General features: G+C 66.8%; 25 protein-coding genes. 18 read left to right on the forward strand and 7 right to left on the reverse strand.

From position 1 onward, the window contains the following. The first annotated feature begins 69 nt into the window (after nt 1-69). From IE266_RS08815 to IE266_RS08825, 3 genes are read left to right on the forward strand one after another with little or no spacing between them, the layout of a single operon-like run. Nucleotides 70-1,212 carry a CaiB/BaiF CoA transferase family protein gene (locus IE266_RS08815; protein ID WP_189679696.1) on the forward strand — a complete coding sequence of 381 codons (1,143 nt, stop codon included), beginning with the start codon at nt 70-72 and terminating at the stop codon, nt 1,210-1,212. Nucleotides 1,213-1,262: 50 nt separating this feature from the next. Beyond that, nucleotides 1,263-2,426 carry an acyl-CoA dehydrogenase family protein gene (locus IE266_RS08820; RefSeq protein ID WP_189679848.1) on the forward strand — a complete coding sequence of 388 codons (1,164 nt, stop codon included), beginning with the start codon at nt 1,263-1,265 and terminating at the stop codon, nt 2,424-2,426. Further along, the gene (locus tag IE266_RS08825) at nt 2,426-3,259 is read left to right on the forward strand and encodes an HTD2 family dehydratase (protein ID WP_189679697.1); all 834 of its coding nucleotides are present in this window, start codon (nt 2,426-2,428) and stop codon (nt 3,257-3,259) included. Before IE266_RS08820 ends, IE266_RS08825 begins: the two co-directional genes overlap by 1 nt. Here IE266_RS08825 and IE266_RS08830 read toward each other — a convergent pair. Both IE266_RS08830 and IE266_RS08835 read right to left on the reverse strand, forming a co-directional pair. Beyond that, a complete protein-coding gene (locus IE266_RS08830; RefSeq protein WP_189679698.1) occupies nt 3,231-4,208 on the reverse strand; it encodes a LysR family transcriptional regulator in 978 nt (325 codons plus the stop codon). The genes IE266_RS08825 and IE266_RS08830 overlap by 29 nt on opposite strands. 167 nt (nt 4,209-4,375) lie before the next feature. Next, the gene (locus IE266_RS08835; protein WP_189679699.1) at nt 4,376-5,503 is read right to left on the reverse strand and encodes a zinc-dependent alcohol dehydrogenase family protein; all 1,128 of its coding nucleotides are present in this window, start codon (nt 5,501-5,503) and stop codon (nt 4,376-4,378) included. A 634-nt stretch (nt 5,504-6,137) separates the two neighbouring features. Between IE266_RS08835 and IE266_RS08840 the strand changes: the two genes are divergently transcribed. From IE266_RS08840 to IE266_RS08890, 11 genes are all read left to right on the forward strand, one after another. Then, on the forward strand, nt 6,138-7,124 hold the full coding sequence (locus IE266_RS08840; protein ID WP_189679700.1) for a tripartite tricarboxylate transporter substrate binding protein: 987 nt from the start codon (nt 6,138-6,140) through the stop codon (nt 7,122-7,124). Between the two features lie 60 nt (nt 7,125-7,184). Beyond that, entirely contained in the window at nt 7,185-7,658 is a 474-nt protein-coding gene (locus tag IE266_RS08845) for a tripartite tricarboxylate transporter TctB family protein (protein WP_189679701.1), read from the forward strand. A gap of 1 nt (nt 7,659) precedes the next feature. Then, nucleotides 7,660-9,141, forward strand: a complete 1,482-nt coding sequence (locus tag IE266_RS08850) for a tripartite tricarboxylate transporter permease (RefSeq protein ID WP_189679702.1) — start codon at nt 7,660-7,662, stop codon at nt 9,139-9,141. A 99-nt stretch (nt 9,142-9,240) separates the two neighbouring features. Continuing rightward, entirely contained in the window at nt 9,241-9,522 is a 282-nt protein-coding gene (locus tag IE266_RS08855) for a putative quinol monooxygenase (protein ID WP_189679703.1), read from the forward strand. Then, nucleotides 9,519-10,406, forward strand: coding sequence for a DMT family transporter (locus IE266_RS08860; protein WP_189679704.1), 888 nt, complete (start codon nt 9,519-9,521; stop codon nt 10,404-10,406). Before IE266_RS08855 ends, IE266_RS08860 begins: the two co-directional genes overlap by 4 nt. A gap of 9 nt (nt 10,407-10,415) precedes the next feature. Beyond that, nucleotides 10,416-11,324 (forward strand): DMT family transporter, encoded by a 909-nt coding sequence (locus IE266_RS08865; protein WP_189679705.1) that lies wholly within the window; start codon nt 10,416-10,418, stop codon nt 11,322-11,324. Nucleotides 11,325-11,374: 50 nt separating this feature from the next. Continuing rightward, the gene (locus tag IE266_RS08870; RefSeq protein ID WP_189679706.1) at nt 11,375-12,247 is read left to right on the forward strand and encodes an ATPase; all 873 of its coding nucleotides are present in this window, start codon (nt 11,375-11,377) and stop codon (nt 12,245-12,247) included. A gap of 85 nt (nt 12,248-12,332) precedes the next feature. Next, nucleotides 12,333-13,256, forward strand: coding sequence for a homoserine O-acetyltransferase MetA (gene metA, locus IE266_RS08875; protein ID WP_189679707.1), 924 nt, complete (start codon nt 12,333-12,335; stop codon nt 13,254-13,256). After that, nucleotides 13,246-14,199, forward strand: coding sequence for an alpha/beta fold hydrolase (locus IE266_RS08880; RefSeq protein WP_229863965.1), 954 nt, complete (start codon nt 13,246-13,248; stop codon nt 14,197-14,199). The genes metA and IE266_RS08880 overlap by 11 nt, the downstream gene beginning before the upstream one ends. Nucleotides 14,200-14,251: 52 nt before the next feature. Next, complete coding sequence (gene ppk2, locus IE266_RS08885; RefSeq protein WP_189679708.1) at nt 14,252-15,121, forward strand: polyphosphate kinase 2; 870 nt, start codon at nt 14,252-14,254, stop codon at nt 15,119-15,121. Continuing rightward, on the forward strand, nt 15,114-15,731 hold the full coding sequence (locus IE266_RS08890) for a TetR/AcrR family transcriptional regulator (RefSeq protein WP_189679709.1): 618 nt from the start codon (nt 15,114-15,116) through the stop codon (nt 15,729-15,731). Before ppk2 ends, IE266_RS08890 begins: the two co-directional genes overlap by 8 nt. Before the next feature lie 5 nt (nt 15,732-15,736). On the opposite strand, the gene IE266_RS08895 is transcribed toward IE266_RS08890, so the two are convergent. Further along, a complete protein-coding gene (locus IE266_RS08895; protein WP_189679710.1) occupies nt 15,737-17,155 on the reverse strand; it encodes a protein adenylyltransferase SelO in 1,419 nt (472 codons plus the stop codon). A gap of 133 nt (nt 17,156-17,288) precedes the next feature. On the opposite strand from IE266_RS08895, the gene IE266_RS08900 reads away from it, so the two are divergent. After that, entirely contained in the window at nt 17,289-17,708 is a 420-nt protein-coding gene (locus tag IE266_RS08900; protein WP_189679711.1) for a cupin domain-containing protein, read from the forward strand. Here IE266_RS08900 and IE266_RS08905 read toward each other — a convergent pair. Continuing rightward, a complete protein-coding gene (locus IE266_RS08905) occupies nt 17,705-18,814 on the reverse strand; it encodes an anhydro-N-acetylmuramic acid kinase (protein ID WP_189679712.1) in 1,110 nt (369 codons plus the stop codon). The two genes, IE266_RS08900 and IE266_RS08905, sit on opposite strands and share 4 nt — an antisense overlap. Before the next feature lie 63 nt (nt 18,815-18,877). Between IE266_RS08905 and tyrS the strand changes: the two genes are divergently transcribed. Beyond that, nucleotides 18,878-20,188: a tyrosine--tRNA ligase gene (tyrS, locus tag IE266_RS08910; RefSeq protein WP_189679713.1), complete on the forward strand. Its 1,311-nt coding sequence runs from the start codon at nt 18,878-18,880 to the stop codon at nt 20,186-20,188. 248 nt (nt 20,189-20,436) lie between these two features. On the opposite strand, the gene IE266_RS08915 is transcribed toward tyrS, so the two are convergent. The 3 genes from IE266_RS08915 to IE266_RS08925 all read right to left on the reverse strand — a co-directional run bounded on the left by IE266_RS08915 (nt 20,437) and on the right by IE266_RS08925 (nt 23,594). Continuing rightward, nucleotides 20,437-22,245 carry an ABC-F family ATP-binding cassette domain-containing protein gene (locus IE266_RS08915; protein ID WP_189679714.1) on the reverse strand — a complete coding sequence of 603 codons (1,809 nt, stop codon included), beginning with the start codon at nt 22,243-22,245 and terminating at the stop codon, nt 20,437-20,439. A 40-nt stretch (nt 22,246-22,285) separates the two neighbouring features. Continuing rightward, the gene (locus tag IE266_RS08920) at nt 22,286-23,026 is read right to left on the reverse strand and encodes a GNAT family N-acetyltransferase (RefSeq protein ID WP_189679715.1); all 741 of its coding nucleotides are present in this window, start codon (nt 23,024-23,026) and stop codon (nt 22,286-22,288) included. A 97-nt stretch (nt 23,027-23,123) separates the two neighbouring features. Next, nucleotides 23,124-23,594: an outer membrane protein assembly factor BamE gene (locus IE266_RS08925; RefSeq protein ID WP_189679716.1), complete on the reverse strand. Its 471-nt coding sequence runs from the start codon at nt 23,592-23,594 to the stop codon at nt 23,124-23,126. A gap of 83 nt (nt 23,595-23,677) precedes the next feature. Between IE266_RS08925 and IE266_RS08930 the strand changes: the two genes are divergently transcribed. After that, the gene (locus tag IE266_RS08930) at nt 23,678-24,214 is read left to right on the forward strand and encodes a YceD family protein (protein WP_189679717.1); all 537 of its coding nucleotides are present in this window, start codon (nt 23,678-23,680) and stop codon (nt 24,212-24,214) included. Nucleotides 24,215-24,387: 173 nt separating this feature from the next. After that, nucleotides 24,388-24,594: a 50S ribosomal protein L32 gene (gene rpmF, locus IE266_RS08935; RefSeq protein WP_189679718.1), complete on the forward strand. Its 207-nt coding sequence runs from the start codon at nt 24,388-24,390 to the stop codon at nt 24,592-24,594. The last annotated feature ends 21 nt before the right edge of the window (nt 24,595-24,615 follow it).

The following is a 24,615-nucleotide window of genomic DNA, read 5'->3' on the forward strand; positions in this document are numbered from 1 at the left end:
ATGACGCATCCAGCGGCCTTTTGTGCCAAAAGGGGTCAAGGAAGTTGTGACAAGCTGGGACCAGGACATATGGGCGACCTTTCGGGCATACTCGTCGTATCGATCGAACAGGCGGTCGCAGCCCCCTATCTCTCCGGACGGCTGGCCGAGGCCGGCGCCCGTGTCATCAAGATCGAACGCGACCAGGGCGATTTCGCGCGCGGCTATGACCGGCTGGTGCACGGCGAAAGCGCCTATTTCGTCTGGCTGAACCGGGGCAAGGAAAGTGTCTGCCTTGATCTGAAGTCGCCCGATGACATGGCCATCCTGACCGAGATGCTGGACCGCGCCGACGTCTTCATCCAGAACCTAGCCCCCGGCGCGGCCGACCGGCTTGGCCTCTCGCCCGAAACCCTGCGGGGCCGCAATCCGCGCCTCATCACCGTGACGATCAACGGCTATGGCGATACCGGCCCCTATGCCGAGCGCAAGGCCTACGACCTGCTGGTCCAGGCCGAGAGCGGTCTGTCGGCGATCACCGGGAACGAGGCCGGCACCGCTCGCGTCGGCGTCTCGGTCTGCGACATCGCCACCGGCATGACCGCGCATCAGGCGGTGCTGCAGGCGCTATTCGCCCGCCAACGGAGCGGACAGGGACGGCACATCTCGGTCAGCCTGTTCCACGCGCTGGCCGACTGGATGAACGTGCCCTACCTGCAATATGCCTATGGCGGCAAGGTCGCCGAACGGCAGGGCCTGCGTCACCCGACGATCGCGCCCTATGGCGTCTTCGCCGCCGCCGATGGCAAGGAGATCCTGCTGTCGATCCAGAACGAACGCGAATGGGTCCGCCTCTGCGAGCAGGTGCTCGACGCCCCCGCGCTCGCCACCGACCCGCGTTTCGCCAGCAACTCCGACCGGGTCGCCAACCGGCCCGAGCTCGACGGAATCGTTGCCGAGACCTTCGCGCAGTTCTCCCGCGACGAGATTTTCGCGCGGCTCTCGGCGGCGGATATCGCCTGCGGCCAGGTCAGCAGCCTCGCCGATCTCGCCGAGCATCCGCAGAACCGATATGTCGAAGCCGACACGCCCAGCGGCCCCGTCCGCCTGCTTGGCCCCGGCGCGTTGGTCGATGGCGCGCTGCCGCAATACGGCCCGGTCCCGGCGCTTGGCCAGCACACTGATGCCGTCCGGGCCGAATTCACCCCGCATCGCGACGAACAGGCCGGCTGACCGGCACGACGATCAAACCGCACAACAGGAACAGGATTGCCCCCGTGACCATACCCACCACCACCTCCGGACAATTCGCCGACCTGCGCGACGCGCTGCGCGCGCTCTGCGCCGAGTTCCCGGCGGAATATCACCGGACCCACGCCCGCAACGACACCTACCCGGTCGAGTTCATCGACGCGCTGACCCGCGACGGCTGGCTCGCCGCGATGATCCCCGAGGAATACGGCGGCGCGGGTCTCGGCCTCGCCGAGGCCTCGGTGGTGATGGAGGAGATCAACCGCAGCGGCGGCAACGCCGGGCACTGCCACGGCCAGATGTACAACATGGGCACGCTGCTGCGGCACGGCTCGGACGCGCAGAAGGCGGCCTACCTGCCCGGAATCGCCTCGGGTGAGCTGCGCCTCCAGTCCATGGCGGTGACCGAACCGACCACCGGCACCGACACCACCAAGATCAAGACCGTCGCGGTGCGCAAGGGCGACCGCTATGTCGTCAACGGCCAGAAGGTCTGGATCTCCCGGATCGAGCATTCCGACCTGATGATCCTGCTCGCCCGAACCACCCCGCTGGACGAGGTCAAGCGCAAGTCGATGGGCATGTCGATCTTCATCGTCGAGCTGTCCAAGGCGCTCGGGCACGGCATGGAAATCCGCAAGATCCGGAACATGGTCGGCCACGAGACATACGAGGTCTTCTTCGACAACCTCGAAATCCCGGTCGAGAACATGATCGGCGAAGAGGGCATGGGCTTCCGCTACATCCTCGACGGTCTGAACGCCGAACGGACGCTGATCGCGGCGGAATGCATCGGCGACGGCTATTGGTTCGTCGAGAAGGCCGCCGCCTACGCCAAGGAGCGCGTGGTCTTCGGCCGTCCCATCGGCCAGAACCAGGGCGTGCAGTTCCCGGTCGCCAAGGCCTATGTGAACCTCGAGGCCGCCAACCTGATGCGCTTCGAGGCCTGCCGCCGGTTCGATGCGCACGAGGACTGCGGCGCGCAGGCGAACATGGCCAAGATGCTGGCCGCCGATGCGTCTTGGGAAGCGGCCAACGCCTGCCTGCAGACCCATGGCGGCTTCGGCTTCGCCGAGGAATACGACGTCGAGCGCAAGTTCCGCGAGACCCGCCTCTACCAGGTCGCGCCGATCTCGACCAACCTGATCCTGTCCTATGTCGCCGAGCACGTTCTCGGCATGCCGAGGTCGTTCTGATGTCGGTGGCGGATCAGGCCCGCGCATGGATCGGCCGGCAACGCCACGCGACCGATCTGGTGACCGCGCGCCTCGCCGATGAGTTCCGGGTGACACTCGGCGCGATGCATGCGCAGGTGCCGGAAAGCCCCGGCCTGCAGTGGTGCCTGGCGCCGGATATCTACCCGAAGGACGAGCTGGGCCGCGACGGCCATCCGCGCACCGGCCTTGTGGTGCCCGATCTCGGCCTGCCGCGCCGGATGTGGGCGGGGGGCGAGGTCGAATGGTGCGGCGCGCTGAGGCCCGGTGACGCGGTCAGCGTCGAAACCACCGTGCGCGACGTCGCCTACAAGGAAGGCCGCAGCGGCAAGCTCGGCTTCCTGACGCTGGATATCCGCTATCTCGTCGCCAATGACCTCCGGGTCGCCGAACGGCGCGACATCGTCTACCGCGAAGACCCCGCCCCCGACGCACCGAAACCCGCGCTGCCAGAGGCCGCGGCCTGGCCCGAGGCCGCGGGGCGCGAGGTCCTGCCGGACCCGACCCTGCTGTTCCGCTACTCGGCCATCACCTTCAACGGCCACCGCATCCACTACGATCACCCCTATGCCACTACCGTCGAAGGCTATGCCGGGCTGGTCGTGCATGGCCCGATCCAGGCCATCTGGATGCAGCACCTTGCGACCGACCTGCTGGGCCGCATCCCATCGCGCTTTTCCTATCGCGGGGTGTCGCCGTTGACCGTCGGCAACACGGTGCGCGTCGAGGCCCGTCCCGGCGCCGAAGGGTTGGAACTGCGGGTCCGCGACATCGGCCGCAACGTCGTCACGATGATCGCGACCGCGCAGGGCTGACAGCTTCCGAGGGTTGCCAGACCAGGCGGCCCTCCCATATCCCCCGCCCGACCATCTCTGCCGCGACATTCAGCGTCGCGGCCTCGATCGCCGCGCAAGCGCGGCTTTGCGTCATCGCCGGATTGCGCACCAGGTAGACCGGACGCGATATCTCGGGCGCGATGATCGGAGCCTTGAGCAGCCGCCCCGCCGCGACGAAATCGTAGCAGGCTGCCGGGGTGAAGATCGAAAACCCCGAACCGCGTGCCACCAGTTCCTTGATCTGCGTCATCGCGTCCAGCTCGGTGACCACGTTCAGCGACACCCCGGAATCCGCCGCCGCCGCCTCGATGATCCGGCGCAGGCCATGCGGTTCGCCCGGCAGCACCAGTTCGATCTCGGCCAGGTCGCGCAGCGGCACCGGCGTTCCCGGCTCGGTCTTCAGCGGCCAGGTATCGGGCGCCGAGAAGAAATAGAGCTGTTCGTTCAGCACATGCGTGGCGTGGAAATGTTCCACGCCGTTCAGGTCGTAGAGAAAGCCGATCTCGACCGTGCCGTCGTCGATCCAGGCCTTGATAAAACCGCTCATCGCCTCGCTCACCCGCAGGCGGACGTTGGGCAGGTCGATCCGCACCGTCTCGGCCAGCGGCACCGACATTACCATCGAGACCGAGGGCGGCATCCCGAAGCGGACATTGCCGGTGACATCCTGCGACAGCGCGCGCATCTCGGCGACGCAGGTGGTCAGCATGTCGCAGATCTGCCGGGCATGGGAGAGCAGCACCTCCCCCTCTGCCGTCAGTGTCGAACCCCGCGGAGAACGCTCGACGAGGCGCAGGTTCAATTCTTGTTCCATCGCGGCAAGATGCTGCGACAGCGAGGGCTGGGCGATGTGCAGACGCTGCGCCGCGGCCGAAAGCGACCCCGCCTCGGCGATGGCAATGAAATAGCGTAACTGCCGGATATCCATCGCTTCCTCCGCCCGGTGCCCGAACATGCGGACTGCCACGCGCGGGGTCAAGCAGGATGCCGCCGGCCGGGCCGGGGGGGCGGTGGAATTGGCGGCCGCCGACGCGCGAATAGACGTCAACGGCCAGCCGTCATGCCGGATAACCTGCCAGGTTCCCTAACCCAAGCTCAGGAAAAGTCGATGACCTGTCGTATCGCCTTCCCCGCATGGAGCAGGTCGAAGCCGGCGTTGATCTCTTCCAGCCGGATCCGCGAGGTCATCAGCTTCTCGACCGGCAGCCGGCCCTGCGCATGGAGGCCGAGAAAGCGGGGAATGTCCCGCGACGGCACGCCCGAGCCAAGATAGCTGCCCTTGATCGTGCGCTCCTCGGCGGTCAGGCCGACGGCGGGGATCTGGAACATCGCCTTTGGGTTCGGCAGGCCCGCAGTGATCGTCGTCCCGCCGCGCCGCGTGCTGTCATAGGCAAAGCGCAGCGCGTTAACGTTGCCGGTGAAGTCGAGCGCCGTATGCACCCCGCCCGCAGTCAGGTCACGCAGCTCCTCCAGCGCGCCTTCGCGCGAGGAGTTGATCGTGTGCGTGGCCCCAAGCTGGCGCGCAATCTCGAGCTTGTCGTCCAGCACATCGACCGCGATGATCGTCTCGGCTCCGGCTGCATAGGCCGCCATGACCGCCGAAAGGCCGACTCCACCCAGGCCGACAACGGCGGTCGAGCAACCGGGACAGACATCTCCGGAATTGAACACCGCCCCCGCCCCGGTCAGCACCGCGCAGCCCATAAGCGCGGCGATATGCAGCGGGATCTCCGGATCGATCCGCACCAGCGAGTTCTGCGAGATGGTCGCGTATTCGGCAAAGCAGGCGACACCCGTCATGTGATAGATCGGTTGCCCGTCCCGGCTCAGCCGCGTGCCGCCACCAATCATCTCACCTTTGCCGTTGGCCACCGCGCCCGGCTCGCAAAGGGCTGGCCGGCCACTGCGGCAGGGCGCGCAATGTCCGCACGACGCGACGAAAACCGTAACCACGTGATCGCCCGGCTGGAACCGCTGCACACCCGGACCCACGGCGCGGACGATACCCGCGCTTTCATGGCCCAGTACCATCGGCAACTGACGCGGCCTGTCGCCGTTGACCACCGAGAGATCCGAATGGCAGAGCCCGGCCGCCGACATCTCGATCAGCACCTCTCCTTCGCGAGGGCCCTCCAGGTCGACCTCGCAGATCGAGATCGGCGTGGTTTCGGCGTAGGGGCCGGGCCGACCTATTTCCTCGAGAACGGCTGCCTTGATCTTCATGAATTCCTCCCTCCGCGGGCTCTTTGTCCGCCGCGCGCATTATGTTTCCTTCCAATGTCACTTCAACGGCGAATTCGCCGCCGACATGCTCGGGCCCAATTCGGCACAACCCGCGATATTGGCGAACGCCTGCACGTGGTTCCAACCGCCAAGACCACGCCGATTTGAACGCCGCGACACCCCTCCCGCGCAAAAACACTGGACTGGTGCGAAACCTTCGCCATTCTGTCGGTGCAATACCGGCATTTCCCGCCGGGTCTCGACCATCGACTGAACCGCGTTTCACTGGGACTGGGTCATGGAAGCAAGACAGACGCGCACTTCCTTTCCCGGCTTGCCCTGGCGGCAACGAACGCGGCCCATGCAAGGCGGAGAAGAACTCGCGAATTATCTGAAATCAATAACCAATCCAACGATATGCGGTCGTGCCCTGCCAGTGGCCCGTCCGGCGGCGAACCACCGGGGGGTGGTGGGCCGCACCATTCCCTGAACACGGGGAAACCGCACATGACCAGGCGGGGAAGGGAGGCCCCGCCGGTCGTTCAGCCACAGGAGGAAGAAGCTTCAGGTGCCCGAGGACGCACCTGTCGAAGGAGTGAATGGAAAGACGATTCTATCTAGGGAGGAAGACAGAATGGACAGACGCACTACCTTGAAGACCCTCGCCCTTGCGGCCCTCGCAACCGGCGCGATGGGCGTCGCGGCCCCGGCCATGGCGGAATACCCTGATCGGCCGATCACCTTTGTCGTGCCTTGGGGCGCGGGCGGCGGTACCGATGCGGTGGGACGGATGATCGCCTCGCTGCTCGAAAAGGACCTCGGCCAGCCGGTCAACGTGGTCAACCGCACCGGCGGCTCGGGCGTGGTGGGGCACAGCGCCATCGCGACGGCCACGCCGGACGGCTATACCATCGGCATGGCGACGGTCGAAATCTCGATGATGCACTGGGCCGGTCTGACCGATCTCACCTACCAGAACTACACGGTGCTCGCGCAGGTGAACCTTGACCCCGGCGGGCTGATGGTGCGCAAGGACTCGCCCTACCAGACCGCCGCCGACCTGCTCGCGGCGATCAAGTCGGGCGCGGACGGGGCCTTCAAGGGCTCGGGCACCGGCCAGGGTGGCATCTGGCATCTCGGCGCGGCCGGCTGGCTGCTGTCGGAAGGGGTTGAACCCGCCAAGTCGCCCTGGGTGCCCTCTCAGGGCGCTGCCCCGGCGCTGCAGGACATGGTGGCGGGCGGTGTCGACTACGTGACCTCGTCGCTGCCCGAGGGGCGCGCACTGATCGAGGCGGGTGAGGTGCGCCCGCTGGCCACGATGGGCGAGGCGCGGCTCGGAATCTTCCCGGACGTGCCGACACTGAAGGAAGCCACCGGCTCCGACTGGACCGTCGGCGCCTGGCGGATGGTCGCCGGCCCTGCGGGCCTGCCTGACGAGGTGACCGCCAAGCTGATCCCGGCGCTGGAGAAGGCCTATAACTCGGCCGAGTTCCAGGAATTCATGACCGGCCGCGGCTTTGGCATGGTCTGGCGCCCCGGCGCCGAGGCGGCCGCCTTCATGCAGAAGGCCGACGAGGACTTCGGCAAGGTCATGAAGGCCGCGGGCCTCACCGCAAACTGACAGGAAACGCCCCGGACTGACGACGTCCGGGGCGTTTCACCACTTCTCGGGGAGGGTCACGTGAAAGTCAGCGACGCGATTTCCGGCGCCGTGTTCCTGCTGCTTGCGGCAGCGGTGTTCTGGTTCACCAAGGATTTCCGCCACATGCCGGGTCAGAACTATGGCGCGTCCTTCTTTCCGCGCACCATCGCCACCTGCATGGCCGGGCTCGGTCTGCTGCTGGTGATCCGCGGCCTTCGCTCCGGCGGCCCCTGGGCCGTGCCCTTCGACTGGCTCCGCTCGCCTCGCCATGTCGCCAACTTCGCGCTCGTGGTGGCGGTACTGGTGCTCTACATCCTGTTCTCCGACTGGCTGGGCTTCCCCATCGCAGGTTTCGCTGCACTGCTGGTTCTGCTGCTCTGGCTGAGGGGACCCGCGCACTGGCTGCAGGCGCTGGTCGTCTCGGCAGTTTGCGTCGTGGGAATGCAGGCCTTCTTCGGCGAGGTGCTGCGGGTGCCGCTGCCTTGGGGCCTCCTGCAATCGGTGGCCTGGTAAGATGGAGACCTTTCTCACCGCCCTGCCCCTGGTCTTCGACCCCTACGTGCTGATGGTCATCGTGTTGTCGGGCCTGTTCGGCCTGTTCATGGGCGCGATCCCCGGCCTTTCGGCCACCATGGCGACCGCGCTGCTGGTGCCGGTCACCTTCTTCATGGCGCCGGTCCCGGCGCTCGCCGCGATCGTGACCGCGACGGCCATGGCGATCTTCGCCGGCGACCTGCCCGGCGCGCTGCTGCGCATTCCCGGCACCCCCGCCTCGGCGGCCTATACCGACGAGGCCTTCGCCCTGACCCGCAAGGGCAAGGCCGAACTCGCCCTCGGCACCGGGCTGGCGGCCGCGGTCATCGGCGGGCTCTTCGGCTCGGCGGTGCTGATGTTCACAGCCCCGATGCTGGCCCAGGTCGCCAAGAACTTCTCCTCGGTAGAATATTTCTGGCTCGCCTGCCTCGGCCTGACCTGCGCCGCCTTCATCTCGGGCTCGGACCCGGTCAAGGGCGCGATCTCGCTGCTGCTCGGCCTGCTGATCGCCACCATCGGCCTCGACCCGATGTCGGGACAGGCGCGGTTCACCTTCGGCTCGGTCGAGCTGATGGGCGGGATCAGCTTCATCCCGGCGATGATCGGGATGTTCGCCCTCGCCGAGGTGCTGCGCGCCGTGACCGCAACCACCCCGCCCCCGGAGGTGCCGCAGGTCGCCATCGGCAACGTGTTCCGAGGCCTCGGCGGCGTGCTCTCGCGCTATCGCAAGAACCTGATGCGCGGCTCGCTGATCGGCGCGGCGGTCGGCGCGCTGCCCGGCGCCGGTTCGGACATCGCGGCCTGGATCTCCTACGCCGTCTCAAAGAAGTTCTCGCGCGAGCCCGAGAAGTTCGGCACCGGCCATGTCGAGGGGCTGGTGGACGCCGGCGCCTCGAACAACGCGGCCCTTGGCGGCACCTGGGTTCCGGCGCTGGTCTTTGGCATCCCCGGCGATTCGATCACCGCCATCGTGATCGGCGTGCTCTACCTCAAGGGCATGAACCCCGGGCCGACCGTCTTCCTGCAACAGCCTGAGCTTATCTACGCCATCTTCATCACCTTCATCCTGGCCAATATCCTTTTGCTTCCATTGGGTTTCATGGCGATCAAGACCTCCAAGCAGCTGCTCCGGATCCACCGCATGGTGCTGATGCCGGTGATCCTGCTGTTCTGCATGGTCGGCACCTTCGCCATCAACAACACCGTCTTCGGGATCGGCATCCTCCTGGTGCTCGGCCTGATCGCCTACCTGATGGAGGAACACGGCTTCCCCATCGCCCCGGCGATCCTGGGCCTGGTGCTCGGGCCGCTGCTCGAGGATTCCTTCATGACCACGATGATCAAGAACGACGGCAACCCGCTGGGCTTCTTCGAACGTCCCATCGCCGCCGTGCTCGGCCTCGTGACCATCGCGATCTGGTTCTCGGCGTTCCGAACCCGGCGCAAGCGCGCGCCCGCCTGACGCCCGCCCCGCCGGGGGCCAACCGGAGCCAAGCGCGCTTGAGCTTGCCCGACAGCCCCCGTACAACCCCGGTCAAGCGAAGGCGGGAGGAGCACCAGTATGACCGTTAGCCTGACAGGCCATGTCGACGTGCCCGCCGATCGGCTCGACGCCGTGCGCGCCGCCCTGCCCGAGCACATCCGCCTGACCCGCGCCGAAACCGGCTGCCTGCACTTCAACGTGACCGAAAGCGCGGAACTCCCCGGCCGGCTGCTGGTCTCTGAATCCTTCACATCGCCCGAAGCCTTCCGCGCGCATCAGGCCCGGCTTGCCGCAACCGCCTGGGCCGAGGTCACGAAGGGCCTGGAACGGCATTACACGATAACGGGCCTCGGGGCATGAGTGCCTCGCTGCGCGCCGCCCTCTGGATGATCGGCGCAATCGTCTCCTTCTCGGCCATGGCGGTCTCGGGGCGCGAGCTGAAGGGCGTGCTCGACACCTTCGAGATCATGACCTTCCGCAGCATCATCGGACTCGTGATCGTCGCCGCAATGCTGACCTTCACCCGCCGCTGGAAGGATATCCGAACCCAGCGCATCGGCACCCATGTTCTGCGCAACGTGGCGCATTTCACCGGCCAGAACCTGTGGCTCTTCGCCGTCGGGGTGGCGCCGCTGGCCCAGGTCTTCGCGCTGGAATTCACCGCCCCGCTCTGGGTCATTGTGCTCTCACCGCTGTTCCTCGGCGAGACGCTCACCCGCCGCCGCGTGCTCTGCGCGCTGGCAGGCTTCGGCGGCATCCTGATCGTGGCCCGGCCGGGTGTCGCCGAGTTGAACCCCGGCCTGGTCGCCGTGGCTATCGCGGCGGTGTTCTTCGCCATCACCCTCATCGCCACTAAGCGGCTGACCCGGCACGAGACCATCGGCGGCATCATGTTCTGGTTGACCTCGATCCAGCTGGTCCTCGGCCTCGTCGTCGCCGGCCATGACGGTCATATCGCCCTGCCCGACGCCACTGCCCTGCCCTATGTGCTGATCGTCGGCATTGGCGGACTGGTCGCGCATTTCTGCATCGCCACCGCGCTCTCCATCGCGCCGGCCTCGATCGTGGTGCCCTTCGACTTTGCCCGCCTGCCGGCAATCGCGATCGTCGCCGCAATGATCTACGGCGAGATACCCGACATCTGGGTACTGGTCGGGGCCCTGGTCATCTTCGCCGCCAACTACGTGAACGTCCTCGGCGAAACCCGCAGGAACCGGGTCGCGACGGCCGGTGAAGCCGGATAGGTCCGCTCCATGAGCGAACAAAAGACATTGTCGGGCCGGGCGACGGCGGAACTGGTCCTGCTGGGGCTGATCTGGGGCGGCTCCTTCCTCTCGGTGCATATCGCGCTGCGGGAACTGCCGGTACTGACCCTCGTGCTGCACCGCACCGGCTGGGCGGCGCTGGCGCTCTGGATGGTGGTGCTGGCGCTGCGCCTGCCGCTGCCGCGGGATCTGCGCACCTGGGGTGCCTTCCTGGTGATGGGGCTTGCGAACAACGTCATACCCTTCGGCCTTCAGGCCTGGGCGCAGCACAGCATCGAATCCGGCCTGGTCTCGATCCTGAACGCTACCACGGCGATGTTCGGCATCATCGTCGCCGCCATCGTCTTCCCCGACGAACGCCTGAGCGCGCGCAAGCTCATCGGCGTCGGCACCGGCTTTGCCGGTGTGCTGACCATCGTCGGCCCCGCCGCGCTGGCGGGCCTCGACCCGCGAAACGTCGCACAACTGGCCGTCCTCGTCTCGACCCTCAGCTACGCCCTCGCCGGGGCCTGGGCCCGCAAGCAGCTTGGCCACCTGCACCCGATGATTGCCGCAGCCGGAATGCTGACCGGATCGACCCTGCTTCTGCTGCCCGCTGTGCTGATTGTCGATGGACCGCCGATCCTGAACCTCCAACCGGTGACCTGGATGGCCATCGCGCATTACGCGCTGATCGCAACCGCCGGCGCCTACCTGCTCTATTATCGTGTGCTGGGCATGGCAGGCAGCGGCAACCTGATGCTGGTCACCCTGCTGGTGCCGCCGGTGGCCATTGCCTTGGGCGCCGTCTGGCTGAACGAGGCGCTGCATCCCCGCGCCTACGGCGGTTTCGCGTTGCTGGCGCTTGGCCTGCTGATCCTCAACGGCACCATTCGTATCCCCGCCCGGCGCGCCTGATTGACCCTGCACGCGCGGCTGAGTAGCAAGGGCAAAAAGGGGAACGGGTCATGCTCTATTCATCCGCCAGCGAATGGCGCGCGGCCGCGCAGAAGCGGGTTCTGCTGTTCGGCATGTCCGGGCTGGGCAAGACCTATCTGTCGAACATGCTCCGCTCGGGCGGCGACTGGTTCCACTATTCCATCGATTACCGCATCGGCACCCGCTACATGGGCGAATACATCGCCGACAACGCCAAGGCCGAGGCGATGAAAGTGCCCTTCCTGCGCGAGCTGCTGCTGACGGATTCGATCTACATCGGCTCCAACCTCACCTTCGCCAACCTGACCCCGGTTTCGGCCTATCTCGGCAAGCCCGGCAATCCCGCCAAGGGCGGTCTGCCGATGGAGGAATACCGCCGCCGCCAGGAGCAGTTCCGCCAATCCGAGATCCACGCGCTGATGGACACCGCCTATTTCATCGAGCGCGCGCAGCGGCTCTACAACTACCCGCATTTCATCTGCGACACCGGCGGATCGATCTGCGAATGGGTCGATCCCTCGAACCCCGAAGACCCGATCATGGCGGAACTCGACCGGCATACTCTGATGGTCTGGATCAAGGGCAGCGAGGCCCACACCCAGGAGCTGGTCCGCCGCTTCGACAAGGCGCCCAAGCCGATGGCCTATCAGGCCGCGTTTCTCGCCGAGGTCTGGGCCGCCTATCTCGCCGAAAAGGGCCTGACCGAGGCCGAGGTCGACCCCGATACCTTCATCCGCTGGACCTATGCCAAGGCGTTGGCCCACCGCCAGCCGCGCTACGAGGAGATGGCGCGCAACTGGGGTGTCACCGTCACCGCAGACGCGGTGTCCCAGGTCCGCACGCCCGACGATTTCGAGGACCTGATCGCCGAGGCGCTCGACACCAGGGCCGCCGAGGGCTGAGCCGGGCCGGACCGCTCCGGCCCTTTCCCTTGGCATCGTCCCGATCCCGGACTATCTACGGCTCTCAGCAAACGGAATAGTTCAGATGCCGATCAAGATACCAGCCAACCTGCCCGCCTACGACGTCCTCACGCGCGAGGGCGTCATGGTGATGTCCGAGGACGTCGCCGGCCGCCAGGACATCCGCCCGCTGCGCATCGGATTGCTGAACCTGATGCCGAAGAAGATCCAGACCGAGAACCAGTTCGCCCGGCTGATCGGCGCGACGCCGCTGCAGATCGAGCTCTCGCTGATCCGCATGAGCGAGCACCAAACCAAGAACACCGCCGCCGAGCACATGGAAGAGTTCTACCGCCCCTTCTCGGAAGTGCAGGCCAGCGGTGAGAAGTTCGACGGTCTCATCATCACCGGCGCGCCGATCGAACACCTGGAGTTCGAGGACGTGACCTATTGGGACGAGCTGGTCCAGGTCATGGACTGGACCCAGACCCATGTGCATTCCACCTTCGGCGTCTGCTGGGGCGGGATGGCGATGATCTATCACTTCCACCGGGTCAAGAAGCACATCCTGGATGCCAAGGCCTTCGGCTGCTTCCGCCACAAGAACCTCGCCCCCGCATCGCCCTACCTGCGCGGCTTCTCGGATGACTGCGTGATCCCGGTCAGCCGCTGGACCGAGATGCGCCAGGACGAGATCGAGGCCGCCGGCGGCCTGACCACCCTGCTCGGCAGCGACGAGGTCGGCCCCTGCCTGGTCGAGGATCCGGGCCATCGCGCGCTCTACATCTTCAACCACTTCGAATACGACCGCGATACGCTCAAGCAGGAATACGACCGGGATATCGCCAACGGCACCCCGATCAACGTGCCGATCAACTACTACCCGGACGACGACCCCTCGCGCCCGCCGCTGAACCGCTGGCGCAGCCACGGGCACCTTCTTTACGGTAACTGGATCAACGAGATCTACCAGTCCACCCCCTTCGACATGGCCGAGATTGGCAGTTAACCTGCTGATATCCTTGGGCCTCGGGCTGCTTCTGCTGGCCGGCGTCACCCATTGGGCCGCCGCCCGGCACGAAACTAGGGCCGAGGCCGCCTTTCCGCCCGAAGGCCAGTTGATGGAGATCGACGGCGTGCAGGTCCATGCCGTCGTCGCCGGCCAGGGGCCGGACCTGGTGCTGATCCACGGCGCCAGCGGCTCGACGCGCGACATGACCTTCGGCCTCGCTCCGGCCCTGGCCGACCGCTACCGCGTCATCGCCATCGACCGCCCCGGCCTCGGCTATACCGAGCGCCTGAACGAGAGCGGCGCGACCATCACCCAGCAGGCCGCGCTGCTGGCCGAGGCCGCCCGCCGGCTCGGCGCTGAACGCCCGCTGGTGCTGGGCCACAGCTATGGCGGCGCGGTGGCGCTGGCCTGGGCGGTAAACCACCCCGACCGCCTCGCCGGGCTGGTCGCGCTCTCGGCCGCCTCGCAGGTCTGGGACGGCTCGCTGCCGCTCTTCTACCGCATCACCTCCTCGCACCTCGGCAGCGCGCTGGCAGTGCCGCTCATCACCGCCTTCGTGCCCGACAGCGTGGTCGAGAAGGCGGTGGCCGAGGTCTTCGAGCCGCAACAAGAACCCGCCGGCTATGCCGACTACTTCGGCCCCGCCCTGACCCTGCGCCGCGTCTCGATGCGCGCCAACGCGGCGCAGCGGGCCAACCTGCTGGTCGAGATCGAGGCGCTGGCACCGCAATACGGCGAGATCGCCGTGCCCACCGAGATCGTCCACGGCACTGCCGACACCACTGTCGGCATCCACATCCACTCGGAGAAACTGGTGAACCAGATCCCCGGCGCCATCCTCACCCGCCTCCCCGGAATCGGCCATATGCCGCACCACGTCTCCCCCGAGGATGTGATCGCCGCCATCGACCGTGTCGCCGCACGGGCGGGTTTGCGTTAATCCTTGTACCATCCCATATTGGCCTGGTCCGGTCAGGCAAAGGAACGGCAAGATGGATCTTCCCTTCGGTGGTGCGATCAGCACCTACTTCACCAAGGAAGCCCCGAAAGAGGTGCGCGAGTCGATCAAGCGCGCCGATGGCGACGACATCCTCAATCCGACCTTTCCCTATACCGAGGAGATGAAGCGCAAGGCCTACGAGGCCGAGATGAAGGCGCTCCAGATCGAACTCGCCAAGATGCAGAGCTGGCTCGGCGAGGTGGGCCAGCGCGTCGTCGTTGTGATGGAGGGGCGCGACGCCGCCGGCAAGGGCAGCACCATCAAGCGCTTCACCGAGAACCTGAACCCCCGTCGCGCCCGGATCGTCGCCCTCGGGAAGCCAACCGAATCCGAGCGCACCCAGTGGTATTTCCAGCGCTACATCGACCACCTGCCCTCCGGCGGCGAGATCGTCTTCTATGACCGTTCCTGGTACAACCGCGGCGTGGTCGAGAAGGTCTTCGGCTTCTGCACCGACGGCGAACGCGAACGCTTCTTCGAACAGGTCGGCCCCTTCGAGCAGTCGCTCGTCGGCGATGGCATCCGCCTCTTCAAGTTCTGGCTTAACGTCGGCCGGGCCGAACAGCTGCGCCGCTTCATGGACCGCGAAAACGACATGCTGAAGCAGTGGAAACTCTCGCAGATCGACGTCGACGGCCTGAAGAAATGGGACGAATACTCGGACGCGATCCGCGAAACGCTGACCCGCAGCCATTCCACCGTCGCGCCCTGGACCATCATCCGCTCGGACGACAAGCGCCGCGCGCGGCTGGCGGCGATCCGCACGGTGCTGCACAACCTCGATTACGCCCGAAAGGACAAGAAGGCGCTCGGCAAGATCGACAAGTCGATCTGCGGGGGGCCCGACCTCTGGGATGGTTAAACGCGGATACCACCACGGCAACCTGCGGCAGGCGCTCGTCGATGCCGCGCTCGACCTCATCCGCGAGAAGGGGCCGACAGGCTTCACATTGTCCGAGGCTGCCAAGCAGGCCGGCGTCACCCCCGCCGCTGTCTACCGCCATTTCGAGGGCCGCGAGGACCTGATCGCCGAGGCCGCCCGCCAAGGCTACGAGATCTTCGCCGATCTGATGCAATATGCCTATGACAAGGGCCAGCCCTCGGCGCTGGCGGCTTTCGAGGCCACGGGCCGCGCCTACCTCGCCTTCGCCCGCAAGCACCCCGGCCACTACATCGCGATGTTCGAAAGCGGCATATCGGTCAACCGCACCCCGGAACTGGCCGCCGTCGCCAAACGCGCCTGGGACGTGCTGGAAAAGGCCGCCAGTGATCTCTCGCAGCACATCCCGCCCGAGAAACGCCCGCCCGCCTCGATGTTCTCGGCCCATATCTGGGCCATGAGCCACGGCGTGGTCGAACTCTTTGCCCGCAACTCGCCCGGCACCCAAAGCCCCTTCCCGCCCGAGGACCTGCTGGAATCCGGCATCGGGGTCTACCTGCGGGGCCTCGGGCTGATCCCGCCCGACAGCTGACGCCCTCAGGTGCCGCAGAAGGTTGCCGGCACCACTTCCTCGGGCAAGGGCGCACGTGCCAGGTCGGCCGCTTCCGGCTGGTCGTCATAGGGGCGCGCCAGCACCGCGTTCAGCCGGTGGAAGGGCGCATAATCGCCCTGCACCGCCGCCGCGATCATCTCTTCCATCCGGTGGTTGCGCGGAATGACCGCAGGGTTGGCCGCTCGCATCACCGCCTCGGGATCGGCCTCTTCCGCCAGACGCGCGCGCCAGCCCTCGGCCCATTGGTCAAAGGCGGCAGGATCAGTGAACTGGTCCCGCGCCTTGCCCGCCGGCAGCGCCCGGAAGGTATTGGTGAAATCGGCCCGGTTCTCGGCCATCCGGTTCAGCAGGTCGCCGATCAGCCCGGCATCCTCCTCGCGCGCCTCCGCGATCCCGATCTTGGCCCCGAACCGCCGCAGCCAGGCCCGGTGAATCTGCCCTGGCATCGCGTGCACGATCCGGGTCGCCTCTTCCACCACCACCTGCGGATCCTCGTATTGCTGGATCAGCGCGGTGGCGAGCTGCGCCAGGTTCCAGACCGCGATATCAGGCTGGTTGGCATAGGCATAGCGACCGCCCCGGTCGATCGAGGAGAACACCGTTTCGGGGTGGTACACATCCAGGAAGGCACAGGGGCCATAGTCGATGGTCTCGCCCGAGATCGAGGAATTGTCGGTGTTCATCACGCCGTGGATGAAGCCGACCGACAGCCAGGAGGCGATCAGCTCGGCCTGCGCCGCGCCGACCGCCGAGAGCAGGCCCATCGGCCCATCCGCCTCGGGGTAATGCCGCGCGATGCCGTAGTCGGTCAGCTGCTTGAGGCTGGCGACATCGCCCCGCGCCGCGAAGACCTGGAAGGTGCCCACCCGCAGGTGGCTGCGCGCCACCCGCGTCAGCACCGCGCCCGGCAGGATCGACTCGCGCCAGACCTCCTCGCCGGTCTCCACCGCCGCCAGCGCCCGCGTGGTCGGGATGCCAAGCGCGTGCATCGCCTCGCTCACCACATATTCGCGCAGCACCGGCCCCAGCCAGGCCCGCCCGTCGCCGCCCCGGCTGAACGGCGTGCGCCCCGCGCCCTTGAGCTGAATGTCACGCCGGACGCCGTCCAGGCCCACCACCTCGCCCAGCAGGATCGCCCGGCCGTCGCCCAGCTGCGGGTTGTACTGCCCGAACTGGTGTCCGGAATAGAGCTGCGCCAGCGGCTCAGCCCCCTCGGGCAGGCGGTTGCCGGCAAAGACCTCGGCGAATTCCGCCTCGGACTGCTCGGGAAGCCCCAGAAGCCCCGCCAGCCTAGCATTCCAGGCGACAAGGCGCGGCGCCTTCACCGGATGCGGCTTCTGCGCGGCATAGAAGCCCGACGGCAGGCGGGCGAAGGAATTGTCGAAGGGGATGTGCAGGCTCATGGGCCACAACATAGAGAGGGCGGGCGCAAATGCCAGAGGGCGCGCGGCCGGCACGGGCAGGACGGGAGTATTTGGAAAGAGAAGAAGCGCAGGGTGGTTTCCAGGGCCTTGACCGCGCGCTAGTCTGATCGCCATGACCGCAGATGAGATCATATCGAGGCTCGACCTCGCCCCGCATCCCGAGGGCGGCCATTACCGCCAGACCTGGGTGGCGGCGAACGAGGGCCGGCCGAGCGGCACCTGCATCTACTTCCTGCTGAAGGCGGGCGAGCGCAGCCACTGGCACCGGGTCGACGCCACCGAGATCTGGCTCTGGCACGCCGGCGCGCCGCTGGTGCTGTCGCTCAGCCCGACCGAGGCCGGGCCCGCCAGCGACCATCTGCTGACACCCGACCTGGACACCGGCGAGCCGCAGCTGATCGTTCCGGAAAACCATTGGCAATCCGCGCGATCCACCGGGGAGTTCACCCTGGTCAGCTGCACCGTCTCGCCCGGCTTCCGCTTCGAGGGCTTCACCCTCGCCGCGCCGGGCTTCGACATTCCCCGCGGCTAGGCCCCCGGCACCGAGACGATGCCGCCCCCCACCGCCGCGCGCACGCCCGTGGTGCCGGGGCACGAGGTGGGCAGGCCCCGCGCCACCCGCACCGCGAGATAGGCGAAGGCCTGCGCCTCGAGCATGTCGCCGTCCAGCCCCGCGGCCTCGACGGGCTCGACCGGGCAGTCCAGCCCCGCCGCCAGCATCCGCATCAGCACCGGGTTGCGCCGCCCGCCGCCGGTGACCAGCACCCGCGCCGGCGGCTGCGGACAATGCTCCATCCCGCGCGCCACGGCGGCGGCGCTCATTGCGGTCAGCGTCGCGGCGGCATCGGCGTCGCCCAGCGGCTCGACCAGCTTCGAGGCGAAGGCAAAATCGTTCCGGTCCAGGGACTTCGGCGGCATTCTTGCGAAGAAGCGCGCGGCCAGGAACTCCTCGAGCATCCCCTCGGCCACCGTGCCCTGCGCCGCCAGCGCCCCGCCCGCGTCCATCTCGAGCCCCAGCCGGGCCGACATCAGGTCGTTGACCGGCGCATTGGCCGGGCCGGTGTCGAAGGCCAGCAGCGCGCCCGGCACCTCGGGCGCGGGCTGGGACGGGTCGATCCAGGTCAGGTTGCCGACGCCGCCGAGGTTGAGGAAGGCCAGCGGCGCGGTCGCGCCCATCCACTTCGCACAGGCGAAGTGGAAGAAGGGCGCCAGCGGCGCGCCCTCGCCGCCCATACGCACGTCCTGGCTGCGGAAGTCCCAGACCACCGGCAGCCCCAGCGCCTCGGCCAGGGCCGCGCCATCGCCCACCTGCAGCGTGCCGTGCCCCCTGGGATCATGCGCCAGCGTCTGGCCATGGAAGCCGACCAGGTCGATCCCCTCGAACCTGCGCAACGCCTCGAAATGCGCGACATCCACCACGTCGCCCGCCAGTTCGACCTCGGCCCCCTGCCAGCGCCCCAGCCCGGCGCGCAGGATCGCCCGTTCCTCGGGCAGGTAGGCCCGGTAACCGCTTGGCCCGAAAGCTGAAATGGTGATCCCGTCGGTTTCGACAACCGCCGCGTCCACCCCGTCCAGCGACGTCCCGCTCATCGCCCCCAGCGCCCGCAGCACGCCGGTCCGCGCAATGGCCCCATTCATGGCCTTTTCCTTTGCCCGCCCCACCCATATACACTGCCCCGCGAACTCAAGCAGAGGCAAGCCATGACCTATCACCCGAAATCGGATTTCATCGCAATCATGATGGAACGCGGCTATCTCGCCGACTGCACCGATTACCAGGGTCTCGACGAGGCTCTGATGGTGCCAGGTCAGCCCGCCTATATCGGCTATGACGCGACCGCCAAGTCGCTGCACGTCGGCCACCTGCTCAACATCATGATGCTGCGCTGGTTCCAGAAGACCGGGCACAAGCCGATCACCCTGATGGGCGGCGGCACCACCAAGGTGGGCGATCCCTCGTTCCGCTCGGACGAGCGCCCGCTGCTGACGGCCGAGGCGATCGACGACAACATCGCCAGCATGAAGAACGTCTTCGCCAAATACCTCGCCTATGGCGACGGCGCGTCGGACGCGATCATGCTGAACAATGCAGAATGGCTCGACGGCCTGAACTACCTCGAGTTCCTGCGCGACATCGGCCGGCACTTCTCGGTGAACCGGATGCTGTCCTTCGAGTCGGTGAAATCCCGGCTCGACCGCGAACAGTCGCTGTCGTTCCTCGAATTCAACTACATGATCCTGCAGGCCTATGACTTCCTCGAGCTGAACCGCCGCTATGGCTGCATCCTGCAGATGGGCGGCTCGGACCAGTGGGGCAACATCATCAACGGCATCGACCTGACCCGCCGGGTGCTCGACCACGAGATCTACGGGCTGACCTCGCCGCTGCTGACCACCTCGGACGGCCGCAAGATGGGCAAAAGCCAGGGCGGCGCCATGTGGCTGAATGCCGACATGCTCAGCCCCTACGAGTTCTGGCAGTTCTGGCGCAACACCACCGATGCCGATGTCGGCCGCTTCCTCAAGCTCTACACCGAGCTGCCGGTCGACGACTGCAACCGCCTCGGCGCGCTGGCCGGCTCCGAGATCAACGAGGCCAAGGTCATTCTCGCCAACGAGGTGACGAAGCTCTGCCACGGGGCCGAGGCGGCGGCGACCGCCGAGGCCACCGCGCGCGAGGTCTTCGAGAAGGGCGGTATCGGCGAGGATCTCCCGACGCTGAACCTGACCGCCGAAGAGGTAGGCGAGGGCATCTCGATCGTGCAGGTGATCGTGCGCGCCGGGCTCGCCAAGTCGGGCAAGGAGGCCAAGCGCCTGATCGCCGAGAACGGCGCCCGGATCGACGGAACGGATATCTCTGACGCTGGCTTGATTGTTCAAGTATACAAAACTTCTGAAGGTGAAATTCGAGCCCGATTAATCGCTTCAAACGGGGCGGTTATCGAAGAAGGGAACCTAAAGTTAAAGCTCTCCGCCGGGCGCAAGCGCCACGCGCTGGTTCAGATCGGCTGACACCCACCATTGCGGAAAACGAAGGCGCCGCGGCCCAGCAGGGTCGCGGCGCTTCTCGTTCTGCCCGTGGACATGTCGTGTCGATGCCCAAGGATATTAGCAGCGCAAAGAGTTAAGATTGGGTTAATCGTCGCAATATTCGCCCCATAGCCCGCTCAGGGCGACGACCGAGGAAATGAAGAACAGGCCCCATGCCCTTCTTCTCTTTCAAAAATACTCAAAAAATTGCGCAACAGCTCCGAAGGCGTTCAGGACGACGCCTTTTCCTCAAGCTCCAGCCATTCCTCCTCGGCGGCCGAGAGCTTTTCCTGCCGCTCGGTCAGCGCCGCGCTGGCCTTCTGGAACTTCCCCGGCTCGCGGGCGTAAAGCTGCGGATCCGCCAGCAACTCCGACAACTTGCCGATCTCGGCCTCAAGCCGCGCGATTTCGGCCGGCAGCGCCTCCAGCCGGTGCTTCTCGGTGAAGGTCAGCCCCGATTTCGCCGCCGCCTGCGGCTTGGCCTTCTCGACCGCCGCGGGCTTGGCCTTCGCCTCCATCGGCGCCTCCACCTCGCGGCGCTGCGACTGGTAATCGCTCCAGCCGCCCGGATAGACCACCGCGCGGCCCTGCCCTTCAAGTGCCACGGTCGTGGTCGCCACCCGGTCGAGGAAATCGCGGTCGTGGCTCACCAGCAGCACGGTGCCATCATAGTCGTCGAGCACCTCCTGCAGCAGGTCCAGCGTCTCGACGTCGAGGTCGTTGGTCGGTTCGTCCAGCACCAGCAGGTTGCTCTGCCGTGCCATCAGCCGGGCCAGCAGAAGCCGCGCCTTCTCGCCGCCCGAGAGCGCCTTCACCGGCGCGCGGGCCTGCGATTCGTCGAACAGGAAATCCTTGAGATAACCGACCACATGGCGCGGCGTGCCGCGCACCATCACCTGATCGGCCCGCCCCGAGACCCGCGACTCGGGGTCGTTGGTCAGCGAATCCCAGAGCGTTATCTCCGGGTCCAGCGCCGCCCGCGCCTGGTCAAAGACCGCGATCTCCAGGTTGGTGCCCTGCCGCACCGTTCCGCTGTCCGGCGCGATCTCGCCCAGCAGCAGCTTGACCAGCGTGGTCTTGCCGACGCCATTGGGGCCGACAAAGGCCACCCGGTCGCCGCGCTGCACGGTCAGCGACAAGTTCTTCACGATATCCGCATCACCGAAGCGTTTGGAAATGCCCTTGGCCTCGATCACCAGCTTGCCCGAGGGCACCGAGGCCTCGAAGGCCAGGTCGGCGGTGCCCTGCCGGCGGATCTGTCCGGCACGTTCGGCCCGCAGCGCCTGCAAGGCGCGCACCCGGCCCTGGTTGCGCTTGCGCCGGGCCGAGATGCCTTCGACCGCCCATTTGCCCTCGGCCTTGATCAGCCGGTCCAGCTTGTGGCGCTGCTGGTCCTCTTCTTCCCAGATGGTATCGCGCCAGGCGTCGAAAGCGTCGATGCCCTTCTCCATCCGCCGCACGATTCCCCTGTCGATCCAGAGCGTTGCGCGCGCAAGATGACGCAGGAAGGCGCGGTCGTGGCTGATCATGACATAGGCCGCACGGGTTGCGGCCAACTCGTCCTCGAGCCAGCGGATCGCGGTGATATCGAGGTGGTTGGTCGGCTCGTCGAGCAGCATCAGCTCGGGCTCCCGCGCCAGCAGACCGGCCAGCGCCGCACGCCGCCGCTCGCCACCCGAAGCGGTTGTGACGGGTCGCGCGGGGTCGAACTTCAGCCCCTCGGCGGCCCGCTCGACCCGGTATTGCTCGCCCGGCTCCAGCCCGCGCGCCGCGAAGGCGCCCAGCGTGTCGAAGCCGGTCATGTCCGGGTCCTGCTCCATATAGCCGACGGAGGTGCCCGGCGCGCGGATCACCTGCCCCGCGTCCGGTTCGACCAGCCCGGCCATCACCTTCATCAGCGTCGACTTGCCCGACCCGTTGCGCCCCACCAGCGCGATGCGGTCGCCCGGCTGGACGACAAGGTCGAGCCCGTCGAAAACAGGGTTGCCGCCGAAGGTCAGCGAGATTCCGGAAACCTGGAGAAGGGGTGCGCGTGCCATGGCCGCGAGCTACCCTGCCGCCGAGGGGCCGTCAACGGGGCTAACCCTGCGCCACCGCCCGCAACAGGCGTTGCCGCGCCGGGGGAATCGCGCCGATCTCCAGCCCGGTGAAGACGTGCAGCGTGTTCATATTCCGGTCGATCACCGCGTGGTCGCTGACCCAGCCGCCCATGGTCAGGTAGGTGCGCAGCAGCGGCGGCATCCGCGACATCGCCTTCTTCGGGTCAGGCCGGCGCCGCAGCCGCGCGGCAAAGCGGAAGACATCCGGCGCCTTGACGCGCGGCCACCAGCGCGGCGGCGCCAGGTGGCGCGCCTTCAGCATGGCGAAGGTGTCGAGGTAATCTTCGGTCCGCGTGCCCGCGAAAGAGGAACAGCCGAACAGCATCTCGACCCGATGCTCGTCGACGTAACGGGTCAGCGCGCCCCAGGCTACCCGCAGGATATCGCCGTCGCGCCAGTCGGGGTGGATGCAGAACCGACCGATCTCGGCCATCCGCCCCGGAAAACCGGCCAGCGCCCCGAGATCGTAGAACTGCGCGGAATAGCTGCCGCCGATACCGGCCCCGCCCTCGAGCAGCAGCAGCCGGCAGCAGGCCACCAGCGCACCGGAACAGGTGTCGCGCACAAGGATATGGGTGCAGAGCGCATCGAAGGAATCGGCATCCGGCCCGGCGGTGGCAAAGCACAGCCCGCGCAACGCCTGCGCTTCGGCGATCTCCTCCGTACTTTCCGCCGAAGTGGCCGCATAGCGGCCACGAAGAAACGCAGGCGTATCTGGCACGGGCTCAAACCTCTCGGGGTCCTGCCGGAATGGTAGATGCCCCGGCCCCTACCCTCAAGAGATGACAGGCCGGCGACAGGGCACCGTCAGACCCGCGTCATTCGCCGATAAGCTGGCCCGGTCCGATCCGGCCGAGGTTGCCAAGCAACTGGCGCAGGAAGCTCTTGTCCGTCTCGCCCGACTCGGTGATCCGGCGTTCAAGCGGAATCACCCGGCCCTGCTCCAGCCCGAAGCGCTCGATATTGCTGACGCGGCCATTCTTGTCGAAGCTGATCGCGACCAGCTCGCGCGAGATGGTCTGCGGCGCGCGTGCACCGTAATGGCGCACCCGCGAGGAGATGTAGTAATAACCACCATAGTTCAGCACGCCCGAGGCACCCGGCGTCCCGATCGCCTCGGCCACGCTCTCGCGCGTGTCGCGTCCAACCTGGATCTTGGCAAGGTCCTCTTCGGGCGGCACGTAGCCATGCTCGCGATAGGTCGCCACGCAGGCTGCGGTCGACGCCACGAGGGCCCCGGCCAGGGCCAACCGGCTCAACCGTTTGAACTGAAACGCGCGCAGAACCATGTATGCCCTCTTGCCTTGGCCTCCATCGGCTTCTATCCGATTATCGGCTCTGCGCCATCTGTTCAAGAAACGAAAGCGGCGAAATGACCGGCTTCCCAGTTTTCCGCGTCGCGGACCTCGACCAGAACGCCCCGACTCGCTTCGATCTGCGCCCCGATGCAGAGATGATGTCGGGCCTTGCCGACGAGCTCGGCCTGCTTGGTCTGCGCAAGCTCTCCTTCGCCGGAGAGATCACGGCCAGCGGCAAGCGCGACTTCGTGCTGACCGCCCGACTCGGCGCCACCGTGGTGCAGCCCTGCGTCGTGACGCTCGATCCCGTGACCACGCGGATCGACACCGAGGTGCGGCGCACCTATCTCGCCAACATGCCCGAACCCGCAGGGGAAGAAGTCGAGATGCCCGAGGACGACACGATCGAGCCTCTGCCCGTCACCATCGACCCGGCCGCAGTTATGGCCGAGGCGCTGGCGCTCGCACTGCCGCTCTATCCCCGCAAGGACGGAGTCGCGCTGGGAGAGGCCAATTACGCGGCTCCGGGCACCGAGGCGATGACCGACGAAACCGCCCGACCCTTTGCCGGCCTGGCCAATCTGCGCGACCGGATGAAGGACAAGAACTAGGGGCGCGACCGAATAGCCCTTGCGCAGGCGAAGATTCGCAGTATTTTCGCGCGCTCATCGGTTTTTCGGTTGGACATTGCGCGGCCCCCGGCCTAAACGCACGTCACGCCGCAGGAAATGCAACACAGTGGGTAACGGCAGTCTAGCCGGCCCGATCAGACAAGGGTTGAGACATGGCTGTCCAACAGAATAGAGTTTCGAAATCGCGCCGCAACAAGCGCCGTTCCCACGACGCACTGGTTGCCGCGAATCCCAACGAATGCCCGAACTGCGGCGAACTGAAACGCCCGCACCACGTCTGCGCCGCCTGCGGCCATTACGACGACAAGGAAGTCGTCGCGCAAGCGGACGAGATCGACCTGGACGAAGACGCGGCCTGATCGGGCGCGGCTGGTTAGGGA

Source organism: Seohaeicola zhoushanensis (assembly GCF_014656415.1).
Classification (GTDB): Bacteria; Pseudomonadota; Alphaproteobacteria; order Rhodobacterales; family Rhodobacteraceae; genus Seohaeicola_A; species Seohaeicola_A zhoushanensis.

Excerpts from the sequence above, each read along its gene's own strand:
- IE266_RS08815 (WP_189679696.1), top strand. The coding sequence starts at position 70 with ATGGGCGACCTTTCGGGCATACTCGTCGTATCGATCGAACAGGCGGTC.
- IE266_RS08825 (WP_189679697.1), top strand. The coding sequence starts at position 2,426 with ATGTCGGTGGCGGATCAGGCCCGCGCATGGATCGGCCGGCAACGCCAC.
- IE266_RS08830 (WP_189679698.1), bottom strand. The coding sequence starts at position 4,208 with ATGGATATCCGGCAGTTACGCTATTTCATTGCCATCGCCGAGGCGGGG.
- IE266_RS08835 (WP_189679699.1), bottom strand. The coding sequence starts at position 5,503 with ATGAAGATCAAGGCAGCCGTTCTCGAGGAAATAGGTCGGCCCGGCCCC.
- IE266_RS08840 (WP_189679700.1), top strand. The coding sequence starts at position 6,138 with ATGGACAGACGCACTACCTTGAAGACCCTCGCCCTTGCGGCCCTCGCA.
- IE266_RS08850 (WP_189679702.1), top strand. The coding sequence starts at position 7,660 with ATGGAGACCTTTCTCACCGCCCTGCCCCTGGTCTTCGACCCCTACGTG.
- IE266_RS08855 (WP_189679703.1), top strand. The coding sequence starts at position 9,241 with ATGACCGTTAGCCTGACAGGCCATGTCGACGTGCCCGCCGATCGGCTC.
- IE266_RS08860 (WP_189679704.1), top strand. The coding sequence starts at position 9,519 with ATGAGTGCCTCGCTGCGCGCCGCCCTCTGGATGATCGGCGCAATCGTC.
- IE266_RS08865 (WP_189679705.1), top strand. The coding sequence starts at position 10,416 with ATGAGCGAACAAAAGACATTGTCGGGCCGGGCGACGGCGGAACTGGTC.
- IE266_RS08870 (WP_189679706.1), top strand. The coding sequence starts at position 11,375 with ATGCTCTATTCATCCGCCAGCGAATGGCGCGCGGCCGCGCAGAAGCGG.
- metA (WP_189679707.1), top strand. The coding sequence starts at position 12,333 with ATGCCGATCAAGATACCAGCCAACCTGCCCGCCTACGACGTCCTCACG.
- ppk2 (WP_189679708.1), top strand. The coding sequence starts at position 14,252 with ATGGATCTTCCCTTCGGTGGTGCGATCAGCACCTACTTCACCAAGGAA.
- IE266_RS08890 (WP_189679709.1), top strand. The coding sequence starts at position 15,114 with ATGGTTAAACGCGGATACCACCACGGCAACCTGCGGCAGGCGCTCGTC.
- IE266_RS08895 (WP_189679710.1), bottom strand. The coding sequence starts at position 17,155 with ATGAGCCTGCACATCCCCTTCGACAATTCCTTCGCCCGCCTGCCGTCG.
- IE266_RS08900 (WP_189679711.1), top strand. The coding sequence starts at position 17,289 with ATGACCGCAGATGAGATCATATCGAGGCTCGACCTCGCCCCGCATCCC.
- IE266_RS08905 (WP_189679712.1), bottom strand. The coding sequence starts at position 18,814 with ATGAATGGGGCCATTGCGCGGACCGGCGTGCTGCGGGCGCTGGGGGCG.
- tyrS (WP_189679713.1), top strand. The coding sequence starts at position 18,878 with ATGACCTATCACCCGAAATCGGATTTCATCGCAATCATGATGGAACGC.
- IE266_RS08915 (WP_189679714.1), bottom strand. The coding sequence starts at position 22,245 with ATGGCACGCGCACCCCTTCTCCAGGTTTCCGGAATCTCGCTGACCTTC.
- IE266_RS08925 (WP_189679716.1), bottom strand. The coding sequence starts at position 23,594 with ATGGTTCTGCGCGCGTTTCAGTTCAAACGGTTGAGCCGGTTGGCCCTG.
- IE266_RS08930 (WP_189679717.1), top strand. The coding sequence starts at position 23,678 with ATGACCGGCTTCCCAGTTTTCCGCGTCGCGGACCTCGACCAGAACGCC.
- rpmF (WP_189679718.1), top strand. The coding sequence starts at position 24,388 with ATGGCTGTCCAACAGAATAGAGTTTCGAAATCGCGCCGCAACAAGCGC.